The organism is Mesorhizobium onobrychidis (genome assembly GCF_024707545.1).
Taxonomy (GTDB): Bacteria; Pseudomonadota; Alphaproteobacteria; order Rhizobiales; family Rhizobiaceae; genus Mesorhizobium; species Mesorhizobium onobrychidis.
In genome coordinates, this window is record NZ_CP062229.1 from 1,510,094 (window position 1) to 1,531,428 (window position 21,335).

23 protein-coding genes are annotated in these 21,335 nt (G+C 62.4%); 10 read left to right on the top strand and 13 right to left on the bottom strand.

Features of this window, described 5'->3' with window-relative positions; translation table 11 throughout:
* Window positions 1-64: 64 nt before the first annotated feature.
* Both IHQ72_RS07425 and ftsE read right to left on the bottom strand, forming a co-directional pair.
* Entirely contained in the window at window positions 65-1,054 is a 990-nt protein-coding gene (locus IHQ72_RS07425) for a cell division protein FtsX (protein ID WP_258121845.1), read from the bottom strand.
* Complete coding sequence (gene ftsE, locus IHQ72_RS07430; protein ID WP_195178105.1) at window positions 1,047-1,706, bottom strand: cell division ATP-binding protein FtsE; 660 nt, start codon at window positions 1,704-1,706, stop codon at window positions 1,047-1,049. The genes IHQ72_RS07425 and ftsE overlap by 8 nt, the downstream gene beginning before the upstream one ends.
* A gap of 192 nt (window positions 1,707-1,898) precedes the next feature.
* Here ftsE and IHQ72_RS07435 point away from each other — a divergent pair, with 192 nt between their 5' ends.
* From IHQ72_RS07435 to IHQ72_RS07445, 3 genes are all read left to right on the top strand, one after another.
* Complete coding sequence (locus tag IHQ72_RS07435) at window positions 1,899-2,546, top strand: hypothetical protein (protein WP_258121846.1); 648 nt, start codon at window positions 1,899-1,901, stop codon at window positions 2,544-2,546.
* 26 nt (window positions 2,547-2,572) lie between these two features.
* The gene (gene hpt, locus IHQ72_RS07440) at window positions 2,573-3,115 is read left to right on the top strand and encodes a hypoxanthine phosphoribosyltransferase (protein ID WP_258121847.1); all 543 of its coding nucleotides are present in this window, start codon (window positions 2,573-2,575) and stop codon (window positions 3,113-3,115) included.
* 126 nt (window positions 3,116-3,241) lie between these two features.
* Window positions 3,242-3,613, top strand: a complete 372-nt coding sequence (locus IHQ72_RS07445; RefSeq protein WP_258121848.1) for a response regulator — start codon at window positions 3,242-3,244, stop codon at window positions 3,611-3,613.
* 19 nt (window positions 3,614-3,632) lie between these two features.
* Here the strand turns inward: IHQ72_RS07445 and IHQ72_RS07450 are convergent, their stop codons facing one another.
* Window positions 3,633-4,583, bottom strand: a complete 951-nt coding sequence (locus IHQ72_RS07450; protein ID WP_258121849.1) for a DMT family transporter — start codon at window positions 4,581-4,583, stop codon at window positions 3,633-3,635.
* 280 nt (window positions 4,584-4,863) lie between these two features.
* On the opposite strand from IHQ72_RS07450, the gene IHQ72_RS07455 reads away from it, so the two are divergent.
* Window positions 4,864-5,721, top strand: a complete 858-nt coding sequence (locus IHQ72_RS07455) for a LysR family transcriptional regulator (RefSeq protein ID WP_123148637.1) — start codon at window positions 4,864-4,866, stop codon at window positions 5,719-5,721.
* Between the two features lie 198 nt (window positions 5,722-5,919).
* Here IHQ72_RS07455 and IHQ72_RS07460 read toward each other — a convergent pair whose 3' ends face one another.
* The 3 genes from IHQ72_RS07460 to IHQ72_RS07470 all read right to left on the bottom strand — a co-directional run bounded on the left by IHQ72_RS07460 (window position 5,920) and on the right by IHQ72_RS07470 (window position 7,979).
* Entirely contained in the window at window positions 5,920-7,029 is a 1,110-nt protein-coding gene (locus tag IHQ72_RS07460) for a phosphotransferase (RefSeq protein ID WP_309508786.1), read from the bottom strand.
* A gap of 338 nt (window positions 7,030-7,367) precedes the next feature.
* The gene (locus tag IHQ72_RS07465; RefSeq protein ID WP_258121851.1) at window positions 7,368-7,724 is read right to left on the bottom strand and encodes an EamA family transporter; all 357 of its coding nucleotides are present in this window, start codon (window positions 7,722-7,724) and stop codon (window positions 7,368-7,370) included.
* Window positions 7,725-7,772: 48 nt separating this feature from the next.
* The gene (locus IHQ72_RS07470; RefSeq protein ID WP_258121852.1) at window positions 7,773-7,979 is read right to left on the bottom strand and encodes a hypothetical protein; all 207 of its coding nucleotides are present in this window, start codon (window positions 7,977-7,979) and stop codon (window positions 7,773-7,775) included.
* Here IHQ72_RS07470 and IHQ72_RS07475 point away from each other — a divergent pair.
* Both IHQ72_RS07475 and IHQ72_RS07480 read left to right on the top strand, forming a co-directional pair.
* Window positions 7,963-8,184 carry a hypothetical protein gene (locus tag IHQ72_RS07475; protein ID WP_258121853.1) on the top strand — a complete coding sequence of 74 codons (222 nt, stop codon included), beginning with the start codon at window positions 7,963-7,965 and terminating at the stop codon, window positions 8,182-8,184. The genes IHQ72_RS07470 and IHQ72_RS07475 overlap by 17 nt on opposite strands.
* A gap of 26 nt (window positions 8,185-8,210) precedes the next feature.
* Window positions 8,211-9,641: a LuxR C-terminal-related transcriptional regulator gene (locus IHQ72_RS07480; RefSeq protein ID WP_258121854.1), complete on the top strand. Its 1,431-nt coding sequence runs from the start codon at window positions 8,211-8,213 to the stop codon at window positions 9,639-9,641.
* A gap of 256 nt (window positions 9,642-9,897) precedes the next feature.
* Here IHQ72_RS07480 and IHQ72_RS07485 read toward each other — a convergent pair whose 3' ends face one another.
* A complete protein-coding gene (locus IHQ72_RS07485) occupies window positions 9,898-12,546 on the bottom strand; it encodes a TIGR02302 family protein (protein ID WP_258121855.1) in 2,649 nt (882 codons plus the stop codon).
* A 173-nt stretch (window positions 12,547-12,719) separates the two neighbouring features.
* A complete protein-coding gene (locus IHQ72_RS07490; RefSeq protein WP_258121856.1) occupies window positions 12,720-13,661 on the bottom strand; it encodes a threonine/serine dehydratase in 942 nt (313 codons plus the stop codon).
* 50 nt (window positions 13,662-13,711) lie between these two features.
* Here IHQ72_RS07490 and IHQ72_RS07495 point away from each other — a divergent pair, with 50 nt between their 5' ends.
* Window positions 13,712-14,014: an ArsR/SmtB family transcription factor gene (locus tag IHQ72_RS07495; protein WP_258121857.1), complete on the top strand. Its 303-nt coding sequence runs from the start codon at window positions 13,712-13,714 to the stop codon at window positions 14,012-14,014.
* A 51-nt stretch (window positions 14,015-14,065) separates the two neighbouring features.
* Here IHQ72_RS07495 and IHQ72_RS07500 read toward each other — a convergent pair whose 3' ends face one another.
* From IHQ72_RS07500 to argH, 5 genes are all read right to left on the bottom strand, one after another.
* A complete protein-coding gene (locus IHQ72_RS07500; RefSeq protein WP_258121858.1) occupies window positions 14,066-14,353 on the bottom strand; it encodes a BrnA antitoxin family protein in 288 nt (95 codons plus the stop codon).
* Window positions 14,354-14,411: 58 nt separating this feature from the next.
* Window positions 14,412-14,738, bottom strand: coding sequence for a BrnT family toxin (locus IHQ72_RS07505; RefSeq protein WP_258123769.1), 327 nt, complete (start codon window positions 14,736-14,738; stop codon window positions 14,412-14,414).
* A gap of 230 nt (window positions 14,739-14,968) precedes the next feature.
* Window positions 14,969-16,237 (bottom strand): diaminopimelate decarboxylase, encoded by a 1,269-nt coding sequence (lysA, locus tag IHQ72_RS07510; protein WP_258121859.1) that lies wholly within the window; start codon window positions 16,235-16,237, stop codon window positions 14,969-14,971.
* A 52-nt stretch (window positions 16,238-16,289) separates the two neighbouring features.
* On the bottom strand, window positions 16,290-16,496 hold the full coding sequence (locus tag IHQ72_RS07515; RefSeq protein WP_192356009.1) for a lipoprotein: 207 nt from the start codon (window positions 16,494-16,496) through the stop codon (window positions 16,290-16,292).
* 228 nt (window positions 16,497-16,724) lie between these two features.
* Window positions 16,725-18,125: an argininosuccinate lyase gene (argH, locus tag IHQ72_RS07520; protein ID WP_258121860.1), complete on the bottom strand. Its 1,401-nt coding sequence runs from the start codon at window positions 18,123-18,125 to the stop codon at window positions 16,725-16,727.
* 35 nt (window positions 18,126-18,160) lie between these two features.
* Here argH and tlpA point away from each other — a divergent pair, with 35 nt between their 5' ends.
* The 3 genes from tlpA (at window position 18,161) to ugpA (ending at window position 21,335) form a co-directional block, all read left to right on the top strand.
* Window positions 18,161-18,847, top strand: coding sequence for a thiol:disulfide interchange protein TlpA (gene tlpA, locus IHQ72_RS07525; RefSeq protein ID WP_258121861.1), 687 nt, complete (start codon window positions 18,161-18,163; stop codon window positions 18,845-18,847).
* Between the two features lie 213 nt (window positions 18,848-19,060).
* Window positions 19,061-20,371, top strand: a complete 1,311-nt coding sequence (gene ugpB / locus IHQ72_RS07530) for a sn-glycerol-3-phosphate ABC transporter substrate-binding protein UgpB (RefSeq protein WP_258121862.1) — start codon at window positions 19,061-19,063, stop codon at window positions 20,369-20,371.
* Window positions 20,372-20,450: 79 nt separating this feature from the next.
* A complete protein-coding gene (gene ugpA / locus IHQ72_RS07535; protein WP_258123770.1) occupies window positions 20,451-21,335 on the top strand; it encodes a sn-glycerol-3-phosphate ABC transporter permease UgpA in 885 nt (294 codons plus the stop codon).

Here is a 21,335-nt window from a genome sequence, read left to right on the forward strand (position 1 = left end):
CCGAAATGCGGCGTTTAGTAGGTGAAAAAGCACACATTACGTTACGTTAATTCTCTATTCGTGATCACCCCGCGTCCGGTTGGCGGACATCGATGTCGCTGAGATAGGTGACGACGGTGACATGGGAGGTTGCCGCCGTCAGCGCACCGATGACCAGCACCATGAGGACGACGCCGAGATAGCCCGCCGAACCGATGGCGAAATTGCCGAACAAGGCGGTCGCCTGATCTGCCTCAGGCGTTGCCATGTTGCGCGACGACCACCATGAGAAGACGATGAAGACGAGCACCGCCGCCGCACCCCCGGCGGCTGCGCCCTTCATACCGGTGACTAGAAAATGGTGGCGGAATTCGCGCGCGATAAAGCGCGCTTCGGCGCCGACGAAATGCAGCACCTCGATGATGTGGCCGTTGCCGGCCATGGCGCCGCGCGTCGCGAACACCACGGTCAGCACGGTTGCCGACAGCATCAGCGCCAGCACGGCGATGCCGATGGTCACCGTGGTGCGGGCCATAGCCACCAGCCGGTCGACCCAGGTGCGATGGTCGTCAAGCGCTGCACTGGGCAGCTTCGGCGTAATCGCGGCGCGCATTGCGGCGAAGTCGGGCGGGTTGTTCTCGTCTATGGTGACGATGATCAGACGCGGCACCGGCAGGTCGTCGATGTTGAGACCCGAGCCGAGCCACGGCTCCAGTAGCCGCGCCGTGGCATCGCGGTCGACGATCCTGGCGCTCGTCACGCCAGGAAATTCGCCGGCGATCTGCGAGGCCTGGGCAAGTGCTGCCTCCATGTCGAGGCCGTCTACCGGCTTGATCCGGATCGTCGCCTCGCGTGAGATCTGGTTCTCCCAGACAGAGGCGGTGTCGCGCACCAGCGTCACCGCGCCGAAGGCCAGGCAGGAGAGGAACGTCATGATGGCGATGACCAGGACCAGAGCCCGGCCGGCGATGTTCTGCGCCGGCACGATCGGCGCCATCTTGCGCTGAACGCGCTGCGTCGTCGCAGCCTTCCCGGCGTGCTGGTCTTCGACATGCTGAACGGAATGGTCAGTCATAGATATCCAGCCTTCCGCCGGCCAGGATCAGGCGCCGTGCGTCGACCTGTTCCATCAGGCCGAGGTCGTGGGTTGCGATCACCACCGCGGTGCCCAGTCGGTTGAGTTCGATGAACAGCCGCAACAGGCGCCGCGCCAGCGGCGGATCGACATTGCCGGTCGGCTCGTCGGCAAGCAGGATCTCGGGCTGCTCGATTAGCGCCCTGGCAATTGCGGCACGCTGTTTCTCGCCACCCGACAGCACCGGCGGCAGCACATGCATACGCTCGCCAAGGCCGACCCATTTCAAGAGCTCGGTCACGTCGGTGCGGTAGCTCGCCTCCTCGCGACCGCGCACGCGCAGCGGTAAGGCCACGTTCTCGTAGGTCGTCATGTGGTCGAGCAGGCGAAAGTCCTGGAACACGACGCCGATGCGCCGCCGCAGATGCGGCAGCTCGGTGCGCGAGATGCGCGAGCGGTCCTTGCCGAAGATGGTGATCAGTCCGCGCGTCGGCTTGAGCGACATGAACAAAAGCCGCAGCAGCGTCGTCTTGCCGGCGCCCGAAGGGCCGCTCAGGAACTGGAAGGAGCGCTCCGGTATGTGCAAGGAAATGTCGCGGAGGATTTCCGGACCCATGCCATAGCGGAGGCCGACATTTTCGAAGCGGATCACGTTCGACGACCTGAAACTTGCGGCGGCGACGAGCCAGCCATCTCTGAGAAAAGACCATCGGCCGGCATGGTTAACCGGCGGTTAATTCTGAGGTTTTTTGGGCGCGTCACAGGGGTACCGATGGGGAAGCGTTAACCATTTCCGTTTACGCAAAAGAAACGAAGAGCGAACAAGTGCCGTAGTGCTGGAGCCATGATGGCTGAGGATCGAACCGCGCGCCCGGTTTCCGGCGAAATCATGACCGGTGCGGCCGCAAATCCTGCGCCGGAACGCATCATGCGTGATCCGGCCGACGACATCGTCGATGCCGACTACGAGGTGCTGCCGCGCCGCACCGCCAGCATGGACCCTTCACCGCCGCTTTCGCGCGCGATCGCCACGCCATCGCTCGAAGGCATGGACATGCTGCGCAAGCCCAAAGCCGCGATGGAACGGCTGCGGGCGCGCGGCGGGCCGATCTTCTGGATCGCCGGCCTCAGTGCCGTGTTTGCAGCCTTCTGGGTCTCGGGCGGGCACGCGCTGGTGCGCCAGGCGCCGCTTTTTCTTGCGGCACAGGAAACGGGCGCTGCACTCACCATTTCAGGCGTTACGTCGCGTATCGATGCGTCCGGGCCGAAACCTGTCCTGTTCGTCGGTGGCGAGGCCGCGAATGACGGCGCCAGTCCGTCGCCGTTGCCGCCGCTGGAAATCCGGGTCACCGGCAATGACAGGCGCACAACCCGCTATACGCTGGAGACATCCAACCGTTCGCTAGCGCCCGGCGAAAGATTTGGCTTTTCGAGCCGGCTCGACATGCCTAGAAACGGGGTCAGGACCGTCTCGGTCACCTTCGCCAACTAGGGCGATCATTTCTGGAAAGGCTGCCAATGCCAGTCGTGCGCGGCAAGGATATCGAGGTTCTGTTTTCGGCGTCGGCGATTGCCCGCCGCAATCTGGAGCTCGCCAAGGAGATCGCCGAGCGCGACTATCAGGACCTTCTGGTGATTTCGGTGCTGAAAGGATCGTTCATTTTCGCCGCCGATCTCATTCGCGCCATGCACGATGTCGGCCTGTCGCCCGAGGTCGAGTTCATCTTCATCTCCAGCTACGGCGCCGGCACCACCAGCGGCGAGGTGAGGGTGCTGCGCGACATCGACAATGAGGTCGCCGGCCGCGACGTGCTGTTGATCGACGACATTCTCGAATCCGGCAAGACGCTGTCCTTCACCCGCGACCTGATGCTGTCGCGCGGCGCCAAAAGCTGCGCCATCGCCGTGCTGCTTGACAAGCGCATGCGCCGCCGGACCGCGCTCAACGCCGACTATGTCGGCTTCGACTGCCCCGACTATTTCGTCGTCGGCTACGGCATGGATGTCGCCCACGCCTTTCGCGAACTGCCGTTTGTCGGCGTCGTCAAGGGCGACGCCTGAGACCTTTTGATAATTCTACTGCGACGGTCACCACGCCATCTGACTCGCCGGAGCGAATTCTGAAAAGGCCTCACTGATCTCGGCTCCTTCAGAAAACGTCAACTTTTCCCCGCCAAACATTCCGCTATGGCAAAGCTCCTGATCGTCGAGGACGATGAGTCCGTCCGCACCCTCGCCGCCCGCGCGCTCGAACGCGCCGGGCATATGATCGACATCGCCGCCGACGGCGCGCAAGGGCTTGCCCTGATCCGCGCAGCACGTGGCAGCTACGACCTTGTCGTGTCCGATATCCGCATGCCGGAAATGGACGGCATCCAGATGGCCAAGGCGGCGGCGTCGCTATTCCCGGCGATGAAGATCTTGCTGATGACCGGCTATGCCGACCAGCGCGAGCGCGCCGAGGAACTGAACAGCGTCATTGTGGACGTCGTGCAGAAGCCGTTCACGCTGGCCGAAATCCGCGCGCGTGTCGAACAGGCGCTCGCCTGTTTTGCCTAGAATCCAAGCCTAATCGCGGTCAGGCGGGATCGCAGGTCGCCGCGATTGCCGGCCCGCTGCTCCGGCGCCGGCTGGCATGGAGCGCGAACAGACCGGCGCCGATGATGAGGGCGGCGCCGACGACGGTGGTCGATCGCGGCACTTCGGCAAAGAACAGGAAACCCCACAGCGGCGACCAGATGATGCCGGTGTATTCGAAGGTGGCGACGCTGTTGGCGGGCGCCAGCCGGTAGGCCTGCGACAACAGGATCATCCCAGCCGAAGCGACCAAGCCGCAGGCGGCCATCGTCAGAAGATCGATCGGCGTCGGCCAGATCCATGGCCTGACCAGGAATTCGAGGCTCGGATGCGTGGCGTGAGCTATTCCTGCCAGCCAGAACAGCCCGGCGACCGCTGCAGCGCCCAGGAGATAGACGCCGTTTTGATAGAACGCCATGACCGTGGATGATTCGGTGTCACCGATCTTGCGGGCCATCAACTGCGAAAAGCCGTACAGAACCGCCGAGGCCAGCGACAGCAGCGCCGCCCAGTCGAACAGCCCGGCACCGGGCCGCAGCATCACCAGCACGCCCAGCATTCCGACCATGACGGTGACCAGCGTCTGCCACGCCACCCGTTCGCCGAGATAAGGGCCGGCAAGCGCCATGATGAACAGTGGTGCCATGAAATAGAGCGCCACCGCGTCGGCAAGCGGCAGGGCGGCGATCGCCAGGTAGTAGACCGTGTAGGAGGTGAACAGGATGAAGGCGCGCATCGTCAGCATGCGAAACCGCTTCGAAAAGATCGCGCTGACCCCAACATCGGCATGAACAAGCACGAGAAGAATGGGCAGGGCGACGATCGAGCGGATCGCCATCACCTCGGTCACCGGATAAGTGCTCGATACGGCCTTGATCAGCGGGTCCTGGAGCGAGAACACCAGAACGCCGAGGCAAAGGCTTGCCATGCCGAAAACGATCCGGTTCTGCATGTCGTTCAGCGGCTCCTTGCGTGTGCGGCCCGAGAGCCGGGCCTGGTAATTTTTGGTGATGCATGTCGCTGTCCCAAAACCGCTGCGCACTTTTGGGCGACATGCATCAAAAAGAACCCGCCACCGTTTCGGGCAGCGGGTACGAGTGAGGACTCTAGATTGGTCCGCGGCCGATTTCGCAGCCGCATATCCAATGGGTGAGGTGACTATTATCTGCCGTTCGACATGTTGCAAACGAATTGGAATGATGCCAGCAATCATATTTTCTTATGGCGGACAAATGAAGCCCACGCTCGACAGCGATCTGCTGCGCACCTTCGTCGCGGTTGCCGACACCGGCAATTTCACCAAGGCAGCGGAGCAGGCCGGCCGTACCCAATCGGCGGTTTCGATGCAGATGAAGAAGCTCGAAGATGTGGTCGGCGACAGCCTGTTCGAGCGTGGCTCGCGTGGTGTGGCGCTGACGCGCCGCGGCGGCGAACTCATCGTCAACGCCCGCCGGATCGTATCGCTGCTGGACGAGACGGCGGCATCGATGGTCGCGGCGCCGCTTGGCGGGCCGGTGCGCATCGGCATCCCGGAGGAATATGGCCACGCGATCCTGTCGCGCGCGCTCGGCGCCTTTGCCAAGCGCCATCCTCAGGTCGACATCACCGTCCGCTACGCGCATTCCGGTGCGCAGATCGCGGCGCTCGCCGCCGGCGAACTCGATCTGGCGGTGGTGTTCGAATGGCAGGATCTCTCCGGCGGTGAGGTGCTGATGCATGACCCGACCGTGTGGGTGACGTCGGAGCTGCATCACATGCATGAGGAGCGGCCGGTGCCGATCGCACTCTACAACCGTGCCGGCTGGTGCAAGGATTTCGCGATCAAGTCGCTGGAGCAGCGCGGCCTCGCCTATCGTGTCGCTTATACCAGCGACACCAATGGCGGCCTGCGGCTCGCCGTCACCTCCGGGCTGGCGATCGCGCCGATCTCGCGCAGCAACATCCCGGCCGGCTGCCGCGAACTTACGGCCGCCGATGGGTTCGGCGACATCGATTCCTCGAACGTGGTGCTGCGCCGCAATCCGAACGCTTCCGGCGAGGCCATCGACGGCATGGAGGAGGCGATCCGCGAGGCGTTCACCAACCGCTAGAGCATCGGACTAAAGTGGGTACCGGTTTTGGGAAAATCCGATGCTCAAACAAAAGATAGAGCGCGGCACGGTTCGACTTGATAGTCCGCCGCTCTAGGATTCAGACTCAATCGGTTGGCTGCCGCCGATGACCGAGATGGGTGGAACACTGCAGTTCGGTCCATTGGATTAGGAATTACAGTTGTTGCTGCCTCGCACTTATGAAAGCAGATCGCGGCAGCCGAGATCGTCAACCGCCAGCATGATGCGCTCGAGGTTGTTCCACCAGACCCGCGGGGGAATGTTGTTCATGGCCTGCGCCACGGGTCTTGTGATTAGCCAAAGCGCTGACAGGCGATAATCGTCGCCCAGCGCCTGGCGGTCATAGCCGCTCACGCCACGTGTCAAGAGTTCCGCATGGTAGAGGTCCAGCAGCGGTCGCTCCATCCGTCGCCGGCGATCGGGATACCAAAGCATGGCCATCATATAGGCGAGGTCCATCGTCGCTGTGCCGATGTGCCAACTTTCCCAATCAATAAACCGGACGCCCTCCCTGTTTACCGGCCGCGGCAAGAAGCAGTTCCACCAATGCGCATCGCCATGAATGACGGTAAGATTGCGACGGGTGCGTCCGAGCAGAAGGGGCGTTTGCTCGATCAATCGTTCGTAGAGATCGCGCCTCTCGCGAGGCATGAACTCGCCGAAGCGATCGGTGGAGCACTCGAACCGCTCCGCGAAACCTCCCAAGTGTCGCTCCCACGAAGTTGCGTCGCCCACTGAAACGCCTAGACGTGGATGATCCCACCAAGCAGCGTGGAAGCGCGCCCATGCCTGCACAATGCTTTCGCATTGCTCCAATGAGGGCGGCAGCGGCCAGGCAGTGGCGATGAAATGCGAATCCGTAAGGTCTTCAAGCAGAAGATGCCACGCAGTCCCGCCCGCAGCGTCGATGGCCTCAAAACAGTGTGGCACTACGCGTGCTGGGAGGGCGGGGGCGATGTCACGGTAGAACGCGATCTCGCGATCATTCGTGTTTGACGGATGACCGGCGCTGTCGAGATGTCCCATCTTTAAAATCACGGAACTCGGCGCGTCTCCGGCCGGACCCTCGTAATCCAGGTGCAGCCGTAATGTGTGGGAACGTAGCTTCTTTAGCGAGCTCATCACCACGACGTTCGAAACGCACACTGTACCCACTGCGCCGGATCGGCGAAGCGCTTTGGTGAGATGCTCGGCGTCTGCTGGTCTGGGCAGGGGATCCGTTGTCATAACCGAACCGTACCGACACGGGTTTTCGACAGTGTGTCGTAGCAGATGTGCAGCCGCCATGTTCCCTTTGAGTCAGGTTTTCCCTTCAACGTCTCCAGAAGAAGGACGTGGAAGGGTGGAATCTTGTCGTCTGAGCCGACTAACGGAATGTGTAGGTAGCGCCAGGAGCGGACGCTGGGCTCCGATGTGGCGAACGTCTTGATTGGGCCGATTCCAGACTGACTGGTTCTGGAGGCGATCATGGGATAGCTGCCGTTCGCCGGGTCCGATTCCGCTGTCTCCTGGCCGATCTGGAGCTTCAGCACGGGTCGCAAGCGTCAGGTAACGGAAGCAGGTATCTGCCCGCGCTAGAACGGGTCCGCCTCGTCCTCCCACGAACCAGCGCAAATTGCTCGATCTCATATTCGCTGCGCAGATGATCGCCCCAGGAGAACCAACGCCGTCATCACCGTTGCGGTGCTCACCAGGAAGCTCGCATTGGTGACCGAGGTATCGAGGTAGGAGACCTGCTGGACAGTGATCGAAATCGAAAACAGAACGCTGATTTTGATGAGGCTCATCCAATAGCCGGGTCCGAATTTCCTTCCCCATTCGAGCATCGTCAGCGGCGCGACCATGAGCCCTGCGATCAGGCAGCGCATGCCCACGGCGCTGAGCGGATCGAGATGATCCAGAACGGTCTTCTGCGCGACATTACCGAAACCCCAAAAGGCAGCAGCCAGCAGCAGCAGACAGTTGGCCTGCACCTTCGACATATCAATGTCTCGATAAAGCTTGCGCCGCAAAGGGCGGAACGCTGGTTGCTAGCGGGCGGCGAGCTTGTCCCACCGTTTGCAATACAGGCGGACGCCGACGGGCCCGATCTCATAGCCGGCGTCGTTCAACTGGAGCTTCATCTCCTCGAAATGCCGCTTTGAGCCGCTGACGATCGATTCAGGCGTGTAGTCCCAGCCGTTGCGGGCGGCATTGGCCAGGATGTCGGCATAGAGGCGCATGCTCGCGATTTTCACATCCGATTCCAGCGCCTGCCTGCATCCTCTTGCGAACGACGGCGACTGCGCGGCGGAAAAACTCACCATCGTGCATGCCAGCACTACGGAAACAGGACGCATGGAAACCTCCCCTGATTGCAGCTTGTTGCTGCAAGCGATCTTGCAACGCGTGCGCCTGCGGCGTGATCGGGCAGATGCAGTATTCGACCTCCTGCATTTGTAGTATTCTGTCCTGGGACGGGTTCCACCATGACGCTCAATGACGCTTCGAAAGCGCAGACGCTCGATGCCTTGTCGGGTCGCGAGCGCGCGGTCGCGGAAAAATTCGCAACCGGCATGACCTATCGCGAAATCGGCAATGCACTTTTCATTGCCCCAACCACTGTTCGCACCCACCTTGCGGCCATCTACGAAAAACTTGGCGTGCGCACCAAGATCGGGCTCGCGGCGTATTTTGCCGGCGCTTCCGGCGCTAGCAACGGCTCGGACCAGCACGTCGAGATCGGCCATCAAAGCGGAAAACCGCGGCTGGCGGTGATGCCGGTCAAGGGTCAGTTCGGCAAAACAAAGACCGACGCGGATGCATTGACGCGCGCGTTGACCGCAGAGCTCGGCCGCTTCTCCCAAATCGGAATCGTCGCAGCGGCCACAATGTTCGCGCTCGCGAAGCGGCATCTCACTGTCAAGGAAATCGGCAGGACCACGGGAGCCAACTATGTCCTGGAAGTCGCGGTCCATCGCCAGGACAAGGCCACGCACGCCTTCGCGCATCTCGTGGACGCCCAGGAGGAAGTCGAGGTCTGGAGCGCAAGATACGATCTCGCCCAGACGTCATCGCATGACGAATTGACAGGCGTGATCAGCGGAAACCTGTTCCAGGTGTTGATGAAGCATGCGGCAGGCCCGCCCGCCCTCGAGGAAGCAGTTCAGCGCCGCAAGCTCTATCTGAAGGCATTTTACCACGTCGAACGGCCGACGGCGAAAGGCATGGTCGTAGCGCGGCGTCTTTGTGAAAGGCTCCTCGCCGCCGAGCCAGACCATGCCTTGATAAGAGAGACTCTTGCCTGGGTCGACTTCCACTCCTGCTTCAACGGATGGTCCAGTGACCCCATCCAGGCCTTTCGCCGGGCTGGTGATGAGGCGCGGGCCGGACTTCGTTGCGATGACCGGGAAGCATGTCTGCTCAGTGCTCTCGGATTGGCCGAGACTTATCTCGGAAACTTGCAGACGGGCCTTGGCTGCCTGCGGCGGGCCATCGCACTCAATCCGAACGATGCAGAGTGCCGTACCTGGCTGGGAATCGGGCTGACTTACGCCGGAGATCTCGAAGGTGCACAGGCAGCTTTCGCGCGGGCCAACCTTCTCAGTCCGGATTATCATCCGATCTTTCTGTTCAGGGGCGATGCCGAATACGCCGCGGGGAACTATGACGCCGCGACTGCCTCGTTTGATCGATTTCTGATGGTCCTGCCTGAATACCACTGGGCACGGCTCCTGCGGGCAGCATCCTACGTCGGGATAGGCGATCTCAAGTCTGCGCGGAAAGACGTGTCGTTCGTCTCGCGCGAGTCGCCCACGTTGACCGGCAAGCATGTCGATCAATTGCAGCAGGCGCGCGGTCCGGAGTTCAGGAATAAACTGTTGTCACGCCTCAGCGCCGCAGGACTGCCGTGGAAGTGACTCATCGAGGATGACATCTGGCGCATAAGGTCCGGTTCCGGGTCAACTTGCGTCGTGGCGGGCTCCAACCCGAACGGCGGGAACGGGTCATGGTTTCCCCTTCAACCTCTCCGATGGAACGGCAGAAAAGGGTCGAATTCGGTCGTTCAGAGTGATTGGGGTTTGACCCTGGAGCATATCGCCCAAAAGTGTGCAGCCCGGCGATGGCGGCCACCTGGATCCGCGCACGGCGATCTTCCTGATATAGAGGACGGCTTTATTTCAGCTCCAGCAGCCGCTCCAGATAGCTGCGCTCGATGTCGGGGCTGAGCGCGTTGCCGAGCCGCTTGCGGATCGCTTCGAGGATCTGGCGGGCGCGCTGCACGTCGATTTCGTCCGGGACCTTCACCGAATCGCCGAAATCGGGACCTTCGGTAGCGCGCGGCCGGCCGAGCGGATCGCGGTCGGCGTTCTGCTGGCGGCCGCCCCGCTCGCCTTCGCCCTCGTCGCCCTGCATGGCCTGCAATTGCTTCATCATGTCCTTGGCGCCCTTGCGCAACGCTTCCAGCGCGCGGCCCTGGTGACCGACGGCCTGGTCGCCATCGCTGTCGCCAAGCGCCTGTTCGGCGTTGCCCATGGATTTGCCGGCCTCGCCAAACCCTTCGTTGGGCTCGAGACCCATGCCTTCGAGGCCTTTTCTCAACTGGTCGAGGTCGCCTTGCAGCTTGCCCTGGCCTTCCTGCAACTGCTTCAGCGCGTCGGCGAATTCCTGCGGCGTCATCGGCTTCGGCCGGCCGAGCGGATCGCGGTCTTCACCTGGGCCGGGCTGCTCGCCCTGTTCGCCCATTTGGCCCTGCTCACCGTTCTCGCCGAGCTGCTCGTCGCGATTCTGCCCGCGCTGTTGCTGGCCGCGCTGCATCTGGTCCATGCGGAAGGTCTCGTTCATCATCTCCTGCTGGCGCCGCATGATCTCGCCGAGCTTGTCCATCTGCTGGCGCATTTCGCTGTTTTGCTGACCGCCCTGCTGCTGACGTCCGGCCTGCAGGTTGTTCATCATGTCCTGCAGTTGCGAAAGCAATTGCTGCGCGCTGTCGCGGTCGCCTGATTTCGCCAGGTTTTCGATCTGGTCCATCATGCGTTCGATGTCGCTCTGGCGCAGTTCCTGGCCGTTCTGCTGCATCTGCGGCGCGTTCGGATTCTGCTGTGCACGCTGGGCGAATTCCTGCAGGAACTGGTTCATCGCCTCGCGGAGTTCCTTCATCGCCTTGTCGATTTCCTCGTCGCTGGCGCCATTCTTGATCGCGTCCTGCAGCGCCTGCTGCGCCTGGCGCAGCCGCCGCTCGGCCTCCGAAAGATTGCCTTCCTCGATGCCGAGCGCGATCTCCCACAGATAGGCGACCTCGTCGCGCAACTTGTCGTCGCTGTCGGCTATCTTCAACCGGGTGCGGGCGCTCATGATGGCGAGGTAGTGCGCCATGTTTTCGAACGTGTCTTCAGGCCTGAGCGTGATCGCATCCATCAGGTCGAGCACGCGGCTCTTGGCGTTGGCGTCGAGCGCCAGCACGCGACGCTGCTCGATCACGGCCCTCGCCAGCGGGTTGGAGAAAGGCCGCTCCGGCATCACCAGCGTCTTGGTTTCGCTGGTTGCCGCATGTCCGGCGTCGTCGGTGGCGACAAGCGTGAGCTTGATGTTGCCGCCGGCCCAGACATGCTCGGTCAAGTCCTTCGTGGTCTTGGCGGCATTCCCCTTGGCGCCGCGGCGCGGCAGCGTCAGCGGCATTTCGGGCGGGCCATAGAGCGGATGCGCATTCGGCGCCGGTGGGTCGGCCAATTCGAAATCCGCCTTGGCGGAGGCCGCACCATAGTCGTCGTCGATCTGGTAGTTGAGTTCGAAGGAGCCATTGACGGCGCGTTTCGGCTCGCCGACGAAGCGGATCTGCGGCGGCTTGTCAGGGATCACCGCGAAGGCCCAGTTGCCGAGTTCGTCATTGCCCGAGTTCAGCGTTAGCGTGCCGTTGGCCGTCAGCTTTCCGGTGAACTGGCGCACCGTGGAGGGCGTTGCGGTGGAGGGCGTTGCCGCCGCCGGCTTGGCCGCGTCGGCCTGCTGACCGGCCGGCTCGATGGTGCGGGCGTTGCCGTCGGCGTCGGCGTAGCTCAGCGTTTCCTCGCCGGAACCGCCGGTGACGCGCAGCGACACATCGCTGCCTTCCGGAACGGTGAAGGTGGACACAGCCTGATTGCCATTGTCGGCGAGGGCTGGGTTGGCGAGGGCTGGGGAAGTGAGGAAGACCGGCGGCCTGCCGGTGTAGGCCGGCGGCGTCACCCAGGCGTCGATGCGCGGCGGCACGGCGTCGCGCGCCGCGTGGGCACTGAACCCGTCTGCGATGCGGCCGCCCGACGGTCCGAAGGAGAAGGCAAAAGCGGTGACCAACAAAAGCGCCGCCACGGCGCGCAGCCCCCACGGGTCGCGCTCCGGCACCCGGGTGCGCGGCAGGTCGCCACCGAGGTCGCCGAGTTTTTCGGCCATGCGTTTCTGGTGCTCGCGCCACAGCGCTTGCGAAAAAATGCTTTCCCTGCCGCTCGGCCGGTCGGTCTGCACCAGCACCGGGCTGTGCAGCAACTGGTTGGCCGCCTCGATGCGCCGGTCGATCTCGGCGCTGGTCGGCACGCGGAAGAAACGCAGGGGATAGAGTGCTGCAACGGCGGCGATGCTGAACACTGCCACGAGGCCGACGCGTGCAGTGTCGGGCAGCAGAAGGAAGAGGCCGAGCCACGAGACGCTGAGGAACAGGCTGGCGACGATGACCAGCGGCAGCAGCAACGGCCAGCCACGCTCGACCGTCATCGAGACCCGCGTCGCCAGCCGGCTCAGGGCAAGGCGCCCGGCCAGGCTGCGATCGCTGGTGAAGGTGGGTCGTTGCGTCATCGGCCCTTCCTGTTCGGGCGGGATAACCCGAACCTCACAAATCTATCGCACCGGCCCGAAAATCGGATGCGAAGGACTCAAAGTCTTAGATGCACGTCGCTCCAAACATACCAAGAAACACGGCGAAGGCGAGGCAGTTCCCTAAAACGTGAACAGGACTACCCCTACTATCGTCAGAATTTAGCCGGATTGGCGTTTGCACCGCAGACCAGCACGGCGACACGCTCGCCCGCAGCCGGCGCGTAGCGGCCGGACAGGATCGCCGCGAAGGTGGCGGCGCCACCCGGCTCGGAGATGATTCGCACCCGATCCCAAAGCGCCGCCTGCGCGGCGATGATCTCGTCGTCGCTGACCAATATGGAACGCTCGACGAAGGCTTCGGCGATTGGAAACATCATTTCGCCGACGCGCTTCGGCGCCAGCGAGTCGGCAGCGATGCCTTCCGCCGGGGCGTCGACGGGCCGGCCGGCCTCGAAGGCGCGATGAAGCGTCGGCGCACCCTCGGGCTCGACGGCGATGATCCTGATGCGTCCGGCAAACCAGGCGGCGATACCGCCGATCAGGCCGCCGCCACCAACGGCGACCAGCAGCGTGTCGAGATCAGGCAGGTCGGCCTCGATCTCGAGGCCGAGCGTGCCTTGGCCGACCAGCGTTTCCTCCTGGTTGAATGCGTGGATCTGCAGGGCACCGGACTTTTCCGCGAAACTCTCGCTGGCGGCCAGCGCCTCGGCATAGCGCGCGCCGCCGACGACCAGCTCGGCGCCGTAGCCGCGGATGCGTTCCAGCTTGGCCGGCGGGCTCACTTCGGGAACGAAAATTGTCGCCTTGTGGCCGAGCCGCATGGCGGCATAAGCGACCGCGGCACCATGATTGCCGCCGGATGCGGCGACGACGCCAGCCTTGGGAACCGGCCGCTCGAGAAGATTGGTGAAAGCGCCGCGCGCCTTGAACGAGCCGGAATGCTGCAGGCATTCGAGCTTCAGGTCGACGCTAACAGGCGGACGGCCGAAATCGGCCATGTCGACGCGCAGCACCGGCGTGTGGCGCAGGAATGGCCGGATGCGCGGTTCCATTGCGGCGATGCGTTCGCGTGTGATCCTATTGCCGTTCAGCATGGCCTGCTCCCGAGGGTTGACATCAATTAGTAACTTAGCAAAATGGCTAAATGCAAGAGGTTGATGTCTTCAAGGCGATTGCCAACGAGCGCAGGCTGCAAATCCTCGATTGGCTGAAGGATCCGCGCGCGCATTTCCCACGCCAAGCGGATGGCGATCTGGTCGAGGACGGCGTCTGCGCGCTGCTCATCGCCGAAAAGCTTGGCATCACCCAGGCGACGCTCAGCGCGCATATGCGGGTGCTGACCCAGGCGGGCCTTCTGCGCAGCAAACGCATCAAGCAGTGGACATTCTATCGCCGCGACGAGGGCAGGATCGCCGAGACCAGAACGCTGATTCAGCACCGGCTGTAGCCGGTCGAGGTTGCGCTGACGGCGGAATGATCGCTCACCCCGCCGCCGTGCTCAGTCGAGATCGGCAGCTTTGCGCAATGCCGCATTCATGCGCGTCTGCCAGCCCGACCCGCTTTTCTTGAAGCTCTCAACGATGTCAGGGTCCAGCCTCAACAATATTGCGACCTTGGCGTGCTCTGATCGAGGCCTCCCGCGCTTTGCTACTAAGTTTGGTTGCGCGTCAGGATCAGTTCTAGCCGCGGCGGTGATTGCGGCGTCTTCTTCAGCCGTCATTTCATCAAGAGCGGCCTTAGCCCGCTTCAATAAGCTTACTTTTGACGGCTCGCTTGTACCGATCAATGTAGCCTTCCTGATGGGGGAGGGCGCCCGCTTCGCTCTGACATGGGCGCCACCACTTTTAGTAGCCGGTTTCGATGTATTCGACATAGCTCCTAATCTCCTCTTTGGTGGCGCGCCGGAGCGAAATGACCCGGATATTTCCGTTGCGCGGTGTGTAAGCGATCTGGTGTATCTTGTTGCCGATGAAGCCGATCCCCACGAACCTTTCCTCGCCATAATCTTCAGTCGCATCTTCAAAGATCATTGCGCTGTCGAAATCGAAAATCTCGGCAAACTCGAACGACACGCCGTGTTTAGCTTTGTTCTTCCTAGCCTTTTCGTCGTCCCACTCAAATCTCACCGCCGTCAGCCCCTGCTGGTATTTTTGTATATACAGAAAGCGCATCACTTGCAAGTTTTTTTGTATATACAGAAATTTTCGGTGCGAGGCGCCGCAGGACCGCTGCCGCCCCGAGTTGTGAAGGGTGCTTTCGACCTAGCCATGTCGATTTCGACGCACTTGCCATTTCCTCGCGACGCGTCGCATCCACCGCCGCAAGTCGTCGCGCCGCCAAGGAAGCCGAGGTCGCTTGATCGCGCGCGACCGCAACTAAAGGGCGATAGGGGACGACGCGTCTACCTCAGCCAATCAGGCAGCGAATCCAGTCCGATTAGCTCGTCATAAGTCTGGCGCGGGCGCACGACATGGAAACGGTCGCCGTCGACCAGCACTTCGGGCACCAGCGGCCTGGTGTTGTAAGTGCCGGCCTGCACCGCGCCATAAGCGCCGGCGGTGGCGATGGCGATCAGGTCGCCGGCCTTCGGCCGGGGCAGGTCGCGGTCGAGGCCGAGATAATCGCCGGTCTCGCAGACCGGGCCGACGACGTCGACCGTCATGCGCGGCGCCGCGGCCGGCTGCTGCACCACCGGCTTGATGTCATGGAAGGCGTCGTAAAGCGTCGGCCGGATCAGATCGTTCATCGCGGCGTCGACAACCAGGAAATTCTTGGCGTCGCCCTCCTTTACGAAGATCACTTGCGAGACAAGGATGCCGGCATTGCCGACGATCAGCCGGCCCGGCTCAAACATGACCTTCAGCCCGAGCTTGGCGACGTGCTTCGTGACGATCTGGGCATAAGCGTCCGGCAAGGGAGGCGGGCTGTTGTCGACGCGGTAGGGAATGCCGAGGCCGCCACCGAGATCGATATGCTCGATGGCGTGCCCGTCGGCACGCAGCACGCCGACCAGTTCCACCAGCAGCGCGAAGGCGTCGTCGAAGGGCTGCAATTCGGTGATCTGGCTGCCGATATGGGTGTCGATACCGGTGACCTTGATGCCAGGCAGTTCAGCCGCGCGGGCATAGACCTGGCGCGCCTTCTGCCAGGGAATGCCGAACTTGTTCTCGGCCCTGCCGGTGGAGATCTTCTTGTGGGTCTTGGCATCGACATCCGGGTTGATGCGCAGCGAGATCGACGCGACCTTGCCCAGCGCCGTGGCGCGGGCCGACAGCAATTCAAGTTCCGGTTCGGATTCGACGTTGAAGCAGAGAATGCCGGCCGAGAGCGCAAAATCCATTTCGCGCGCGGTCTTGCCGACGCCGGAAAACAGGATCTTGTTGGCCGGAATGCCGGCGGCCAGCGCGCGGCGCAATTCGCCTTCCGAGACCACGTCGGCGCCGGCGCCGAGTTTTGCCAGGATCTTCAGCACCGCCTGGTTGGAATTCGCCTTCATGGCGTAGCAGACCAGCGCGTCCAGCCCGGCAAAGGCTTGCGTAAACACGCGGAAATGCCTGGTCAGCGTCGCCGTCGAATAACAATAGAACGGCGTGCCGATGCTTGCGGCGATATCCGGGATCGCCACGTCCTCGGCATGCAGCACGCCGTCGCGGTAGTCGAAATGGTTCACGAGAGTGGTTCCGGAAGTTGGAGCACGATGAGATCGGCCGATCTCATCGGCTCTAGATCAGCGGGTCCAGAATGAACTTCTTGTCCTTGACCGGTTTTTCCGGCTCGGGCGGCACGGGCTGCTCGGCCTTTTGTGCGTCCTTGCGCGCCTGCACGGCCGCCTCATAGGGCGTCTCGAGCCCGGACTTCCTGCCGCAGGCCGTTACGGTTGCTAGCGCCGCCAGCAGCGTCAGCGTCACCAAAATCCTGCTTGCGGTCATCGATCCATCCGTCCGAAACTTTTGCCCGCCGCTTTTAGCCGAGTTTTTCTGGCATTGCACCTAGTGTGGTGGATTTGAAGTTCCTGGCATTGATGGCATTCGCGTTGAGGAACTTCAAATCCAAAACCACACTAGAATTCATTAATTAATTCGTGCGGCTTTTGAATCCGAAATTCGCTCGCCGCGCTGCTCCAACGTGATGCGAATTTCGGATTCGCCGCACGAGCATCACGCCTTGGCGATGTGCTTTTTCCAGTATCGGATCTGCTTCCTCACTTCCGACGGCGCGGTGCCGCCGAAGCTCGTGCGGCTCTTCACCGAGTTCTGCACGGCAAGCACGGAAAACACGTCCGCCGTGATCCCTGCGTGAATGGACCGCAAGTCTTCCAGCGGCAGCCTGTCGAGCCCGATCTTCCTCTCTTCCGCCAGCGCTACCGCGCGGCCGGTGACGTGATGCGCCTCGCGGAACGGCAGGCCGAGGGTGCGCACCAGCCAGTCGGCGAGATCGGTCGCGGTCGCATAGCCTGACCCGGCGGCCTTCTTCATGGCGGCGGCGTTCACCGTCATGTCGCGCACCATGCCGGTCATCGCCGCCAGCATCAGGTCAAGCGTCTCGGCGGCGTCGAACACGGATTCCTTGTCCTCCTGCATGTCCTTGCCGTAGGTCAGCGGCATGCCCTTCATGACAGTCAGCAGGCCGACCAGATGGCCAGTGACGCGGCCAGTCTTGCCGCGCACCAGTTCGGCGGCGTCGGGGTTCTTTTTCTGCGGCATGATCGAGGAGCCGGTAGAGAATGAGTCCGACAGCCTGACGAAGCCGAATTGCGGCGTCGACCAGATGATGATCTCTTCGGCCAGCCGCGACAGATGCGTCGCGCAGATTGCCGCCAGCCCCAGAAACTCGAGCGCGAAATCGCGGTCCGAAACGCTGTCCAGGGAATTGCGCATCGGCTCGCGGAAGCCGAGCGCCTTGGCCGTCTGGTGCCGGTCGATCGGAAAGCTGGTGCCGGCAAGGGCGGCCGCACCGAGCGGGCTTTCGTCCATCCGTTCGATGGCGTCGCGAACACGAGACAGATCGCGCGAAAACATCTCGACATAGGCCATGCAGTGATGGCCGAAGGTCACCGGCTGCGCCGCCTGCATATGGGTGAAGCCAGGCATCACAGTTGCCGCATGCTCCGCGGCCCGTTCCAGGAACGCCGTGATCAGGCCCTTCAGCGCCTCGGCGACGCGAAAGCACTCGTCCTTGACCCACAGTCTGAGATCGACCGCCACCTGGTCGTTGCGCGAACGGGCGGTGTGCAGGCGGCCGGCGGCTGGCCCGATCAGCTCGGCAAGGCGAGCCTCGACATTCATGTGGATGTCTTCCAGCCTGGTCGAGAACTCGAACGTGCCGGCTTCGATCTCTGCCAGGATCGTGTTCAGCCCGTGAGCGATTTTTTCTTGATCGGCCGCCGAAATAATGCCCGTTTGCGCCAGCATCTCGCTATGGGCGATCGAGCCTCTGATATCCTGCGCATAGAGCTTGCGGTCGAACGAGATCGACGCGTTGATGGCTTCCATGATCGCGGCCGGACCCGAGGCAAAACGTCCGCCCCACATCTGGTTGCTGGCCTTCTTGTCGCTCATCGCTATAACCCGTGCTCCGGAGCAGTTTTTAAAAAATGGCAGACGGCAATCGATTTTTTCCGGCCCCGCGCCTCATCCTCGCCGCTTTGGTGGCGGGCGTGCTGGCCGGCGCGGTCGCGGTATATGTCAGCGAGAGCGGTTCTGGCAACAACGCGCCCGCTCAAGTCGCCGTTGACGACAGCAAGGACGATGTCGCCTGCGCCGCCAAGGCTGACCGCGCCAAGACGGTCGCGGCGGCTGCCACCGGCCAGGTTGCCGCACTCTTGCCGGCCGATCCGCCGCAATCGCTGAAAAGCCTTGCCTTCAACGACCCTGGCGGCAAGCCGATGACGCTCGCCGACCGTGCCGGCAAGATGCTGCTGCTCAATCTGTGGGCGACATGGTGCGCGCCGTGCCGCGCCGAAATGCCGGCGCTCGACGCGCTGCAGAAAGAAATGGGCAGCGACGCCTTCGAGGTCGTCGCGGTCAATGTCGATGCCGGCGACGACACCAAGCCGAAGAAGTTCCTCGAGGAAATCGGCGTCGAGGCGCTCGGCTATTACCGTGATTCGACGATGGCGCTGTTCAACGATCTCAAGACGCGCGGCCTGGCGCTCGGCCTGCCGGTCACCATGCTGATCGACGGTGAAGGCTGCCTGATCGCTCACATGAACGGCCCGGCCGAATGGTCCGGACCGGATGCCAAGCGGCTGGTCGAGACGGCGCTCGGCAAGTCGGACTAGGCGCCGGCAATCGCGCCGATCTCCGTCACTTGTTCGAACCGTAAGCCGGCTTGGCAAATTCCTTTCCATCGGCTCTCATCCGGAAGCGTGCACAACTTTGAGCCGAGATCGAGTTCATCGATCCGCAACAAAACCGTTGTCCAATTGTCACGAGCGGCACATATTGCCTTTGCGAGAGTGCCCTTTCGCCAATGACAAAACGGGAGATGAAACATGAAGTTCTTCGGCTTCGCGGCCGGTGTCGCCGCCACCATGACCCTGCTTTCCACCACCTCCGCTTTCGCCGTCACGCAGATCAGCTGGTGGCACGCCATGACCGGCGCCAACGCCGAGGTCGTCGACAAGATCTCCAAGGATTTCAACGCCAGTCAGAGCGACTATGAGCTGGTTCCGGTGTTCAAAGGCACCTATCCCGAGACGCTGAATGCCGGCATCGCCGCCTTCCGCGCCGGCCAGGCGCCCGATATCCTCCAGGTGTTCGATGTCGGTACCGGCGTGATGATGGCGGCCGAGGGTGCGATCAAGCCTGTGGCCGAGGTGATGACCGGCGCCGGGATGACCTTCGACAAGAGCCAGTATCTGCCCGGCATCGTCGGCTATTATTCGAAGCCGGACGGCACCATGCTGTCCTTCCCCTACAACTCCTCCTCGCCGATCCTTTACTACAACAAGGACATCTTCCAGAAGGCGGGCCTCGACGTGAACAACCCGCCCAAGACCTGGAACGAGGTGTGGGAAGCTGCCAAGAAGATCAAGGCGAGCGGCGCCGCCTCATGCGGCTACACCTCGACCTGGCTGACCTGGATCCATCTGGAGAATTTCGCGGCGTGGAATGATGTGTCCTGGGCCACCCAGCAGAACGGTCTGGCCGGCGGTGATGTCGAACTCAAGATCAACGCGCCGATCTTCGTCAACCACTTCCAGGCGCTCGCAGACCTCGCCAAGGACGGCACCTTCAAATATGGCGGGCGCACCTCCGAAGCCAAGCAGATATTCCTCGCCGGCGAATGCGGCATCTTCACCGAATCGTCGGGCGGCCTCGGCGACATCGTCAAGTCCGGCATGAATTATGGCATCGGCCAGCTTCCCTACGATAGCGACGCCAAGGGCGCGCCGCAGAACACCACGCCGGGCGGTGCAAGCCTGTGGGTGTTCGGCAACAAGTCGGACGAGCAATATAAGGGCGTCGCGGCCTTCTTTTCCTACCTGTCCAAGACCGATGTGCAGGAATATCTGCATCAGAAGTCGGGATACCTGCCGGTGACGCTCGCTGCGTACGACGCGACCAAGAAATCAGGCTTCTATGACAAGAACCCCGGCCGCGAGACACCCATCCTGCAGATGACGGGCAAGGCGCCCACCGACAACTCGAAGGGCGTGCGCCTGCCGAACCTGCCGCAGGTGCGCGATATCCAGAACGAGGAGTTCGAAAAGATGCTGGCCGGCCAGCAAACCGCTCAGCAGGCGCTCGACAATGCGGTCACGCGCGGCAACGCCGCCATCAAGGAAGCGCTAGAGAACTGACGAGACTATCTCGGTTAGTCGATGAATATCGCCCACGCGAGCTCGCGTGGGCGGCCCCTGGATAGCGAGGGAAATCAGCCTGTCTCCACGCATCGTCTTTCCCAACAAGATCCTGCCTTACCTGCTGGTGGCGCCACAACTCGCCATAACGCTGGTTTTCTTCTACTGGCCAGCCGGCCAGGCGCTTTACCAGTCGATGCTCAGGCAGGACCCGTTCGGGCTGAGGACCAAGTTCGTCTGGTTCGCCAATTTCCGCAAGGTGCTGGCCGATCCGGCCTACCTCAACTCGATCAAGGTCACGGTGGTGTTTTCGCTTGCGACCGCGATCGTTGCCATGGGTGCGGCCCTCTTGCTTGCGGTCATGGCCGAGAAGGCACTGCGCGGCAAAGGCCTCTACCGCACACTGTTGATATGGCCTTATGCCGTGGCGCCGGCGATTGCCGGGATGCTGTGGCTTTTTCTGTTCAATCCTTCGATCGGCTCGTTGGCCTATTTGCTGCGAAGCCTCGGCATCGCCTGGGATCCGCTGCTCAATGGCACCCACGCCATGATCCTGCTGGTGTCGGCGGCTGCCTGGAAGCAGATCAGCTACAATTTCCTGTTCTTCGTCGCCGGCCTGCAGGCGGTGCCGAAAACGCTGATCGAGGCGGCGGCCATGGATGGTGCCGGCGAGACCAAGCGCTTCTGGACCATCGTCTTCCCGCTGCTTGCGCCGACGACCTTTTTCCTGCTGGTCGTCAACACCGTCTATGCCCTGTTCGACACGTTCGGCATCGTCCATGCCGTCACCGGCGGCGGCCCGGGCAAGACGACCGAGACGCTGGTCTACAAGGTCTACAATGACGGCTTCGTCAATCTGATCCTGGGCGACTCGGCGGCGCAGTCGGTCATCCTGATGGCCATCGTCATTGCGCTCACCGCCATCCAGTTCCGCTACGTGGAACGCAAAGTCCATTACGGTTGA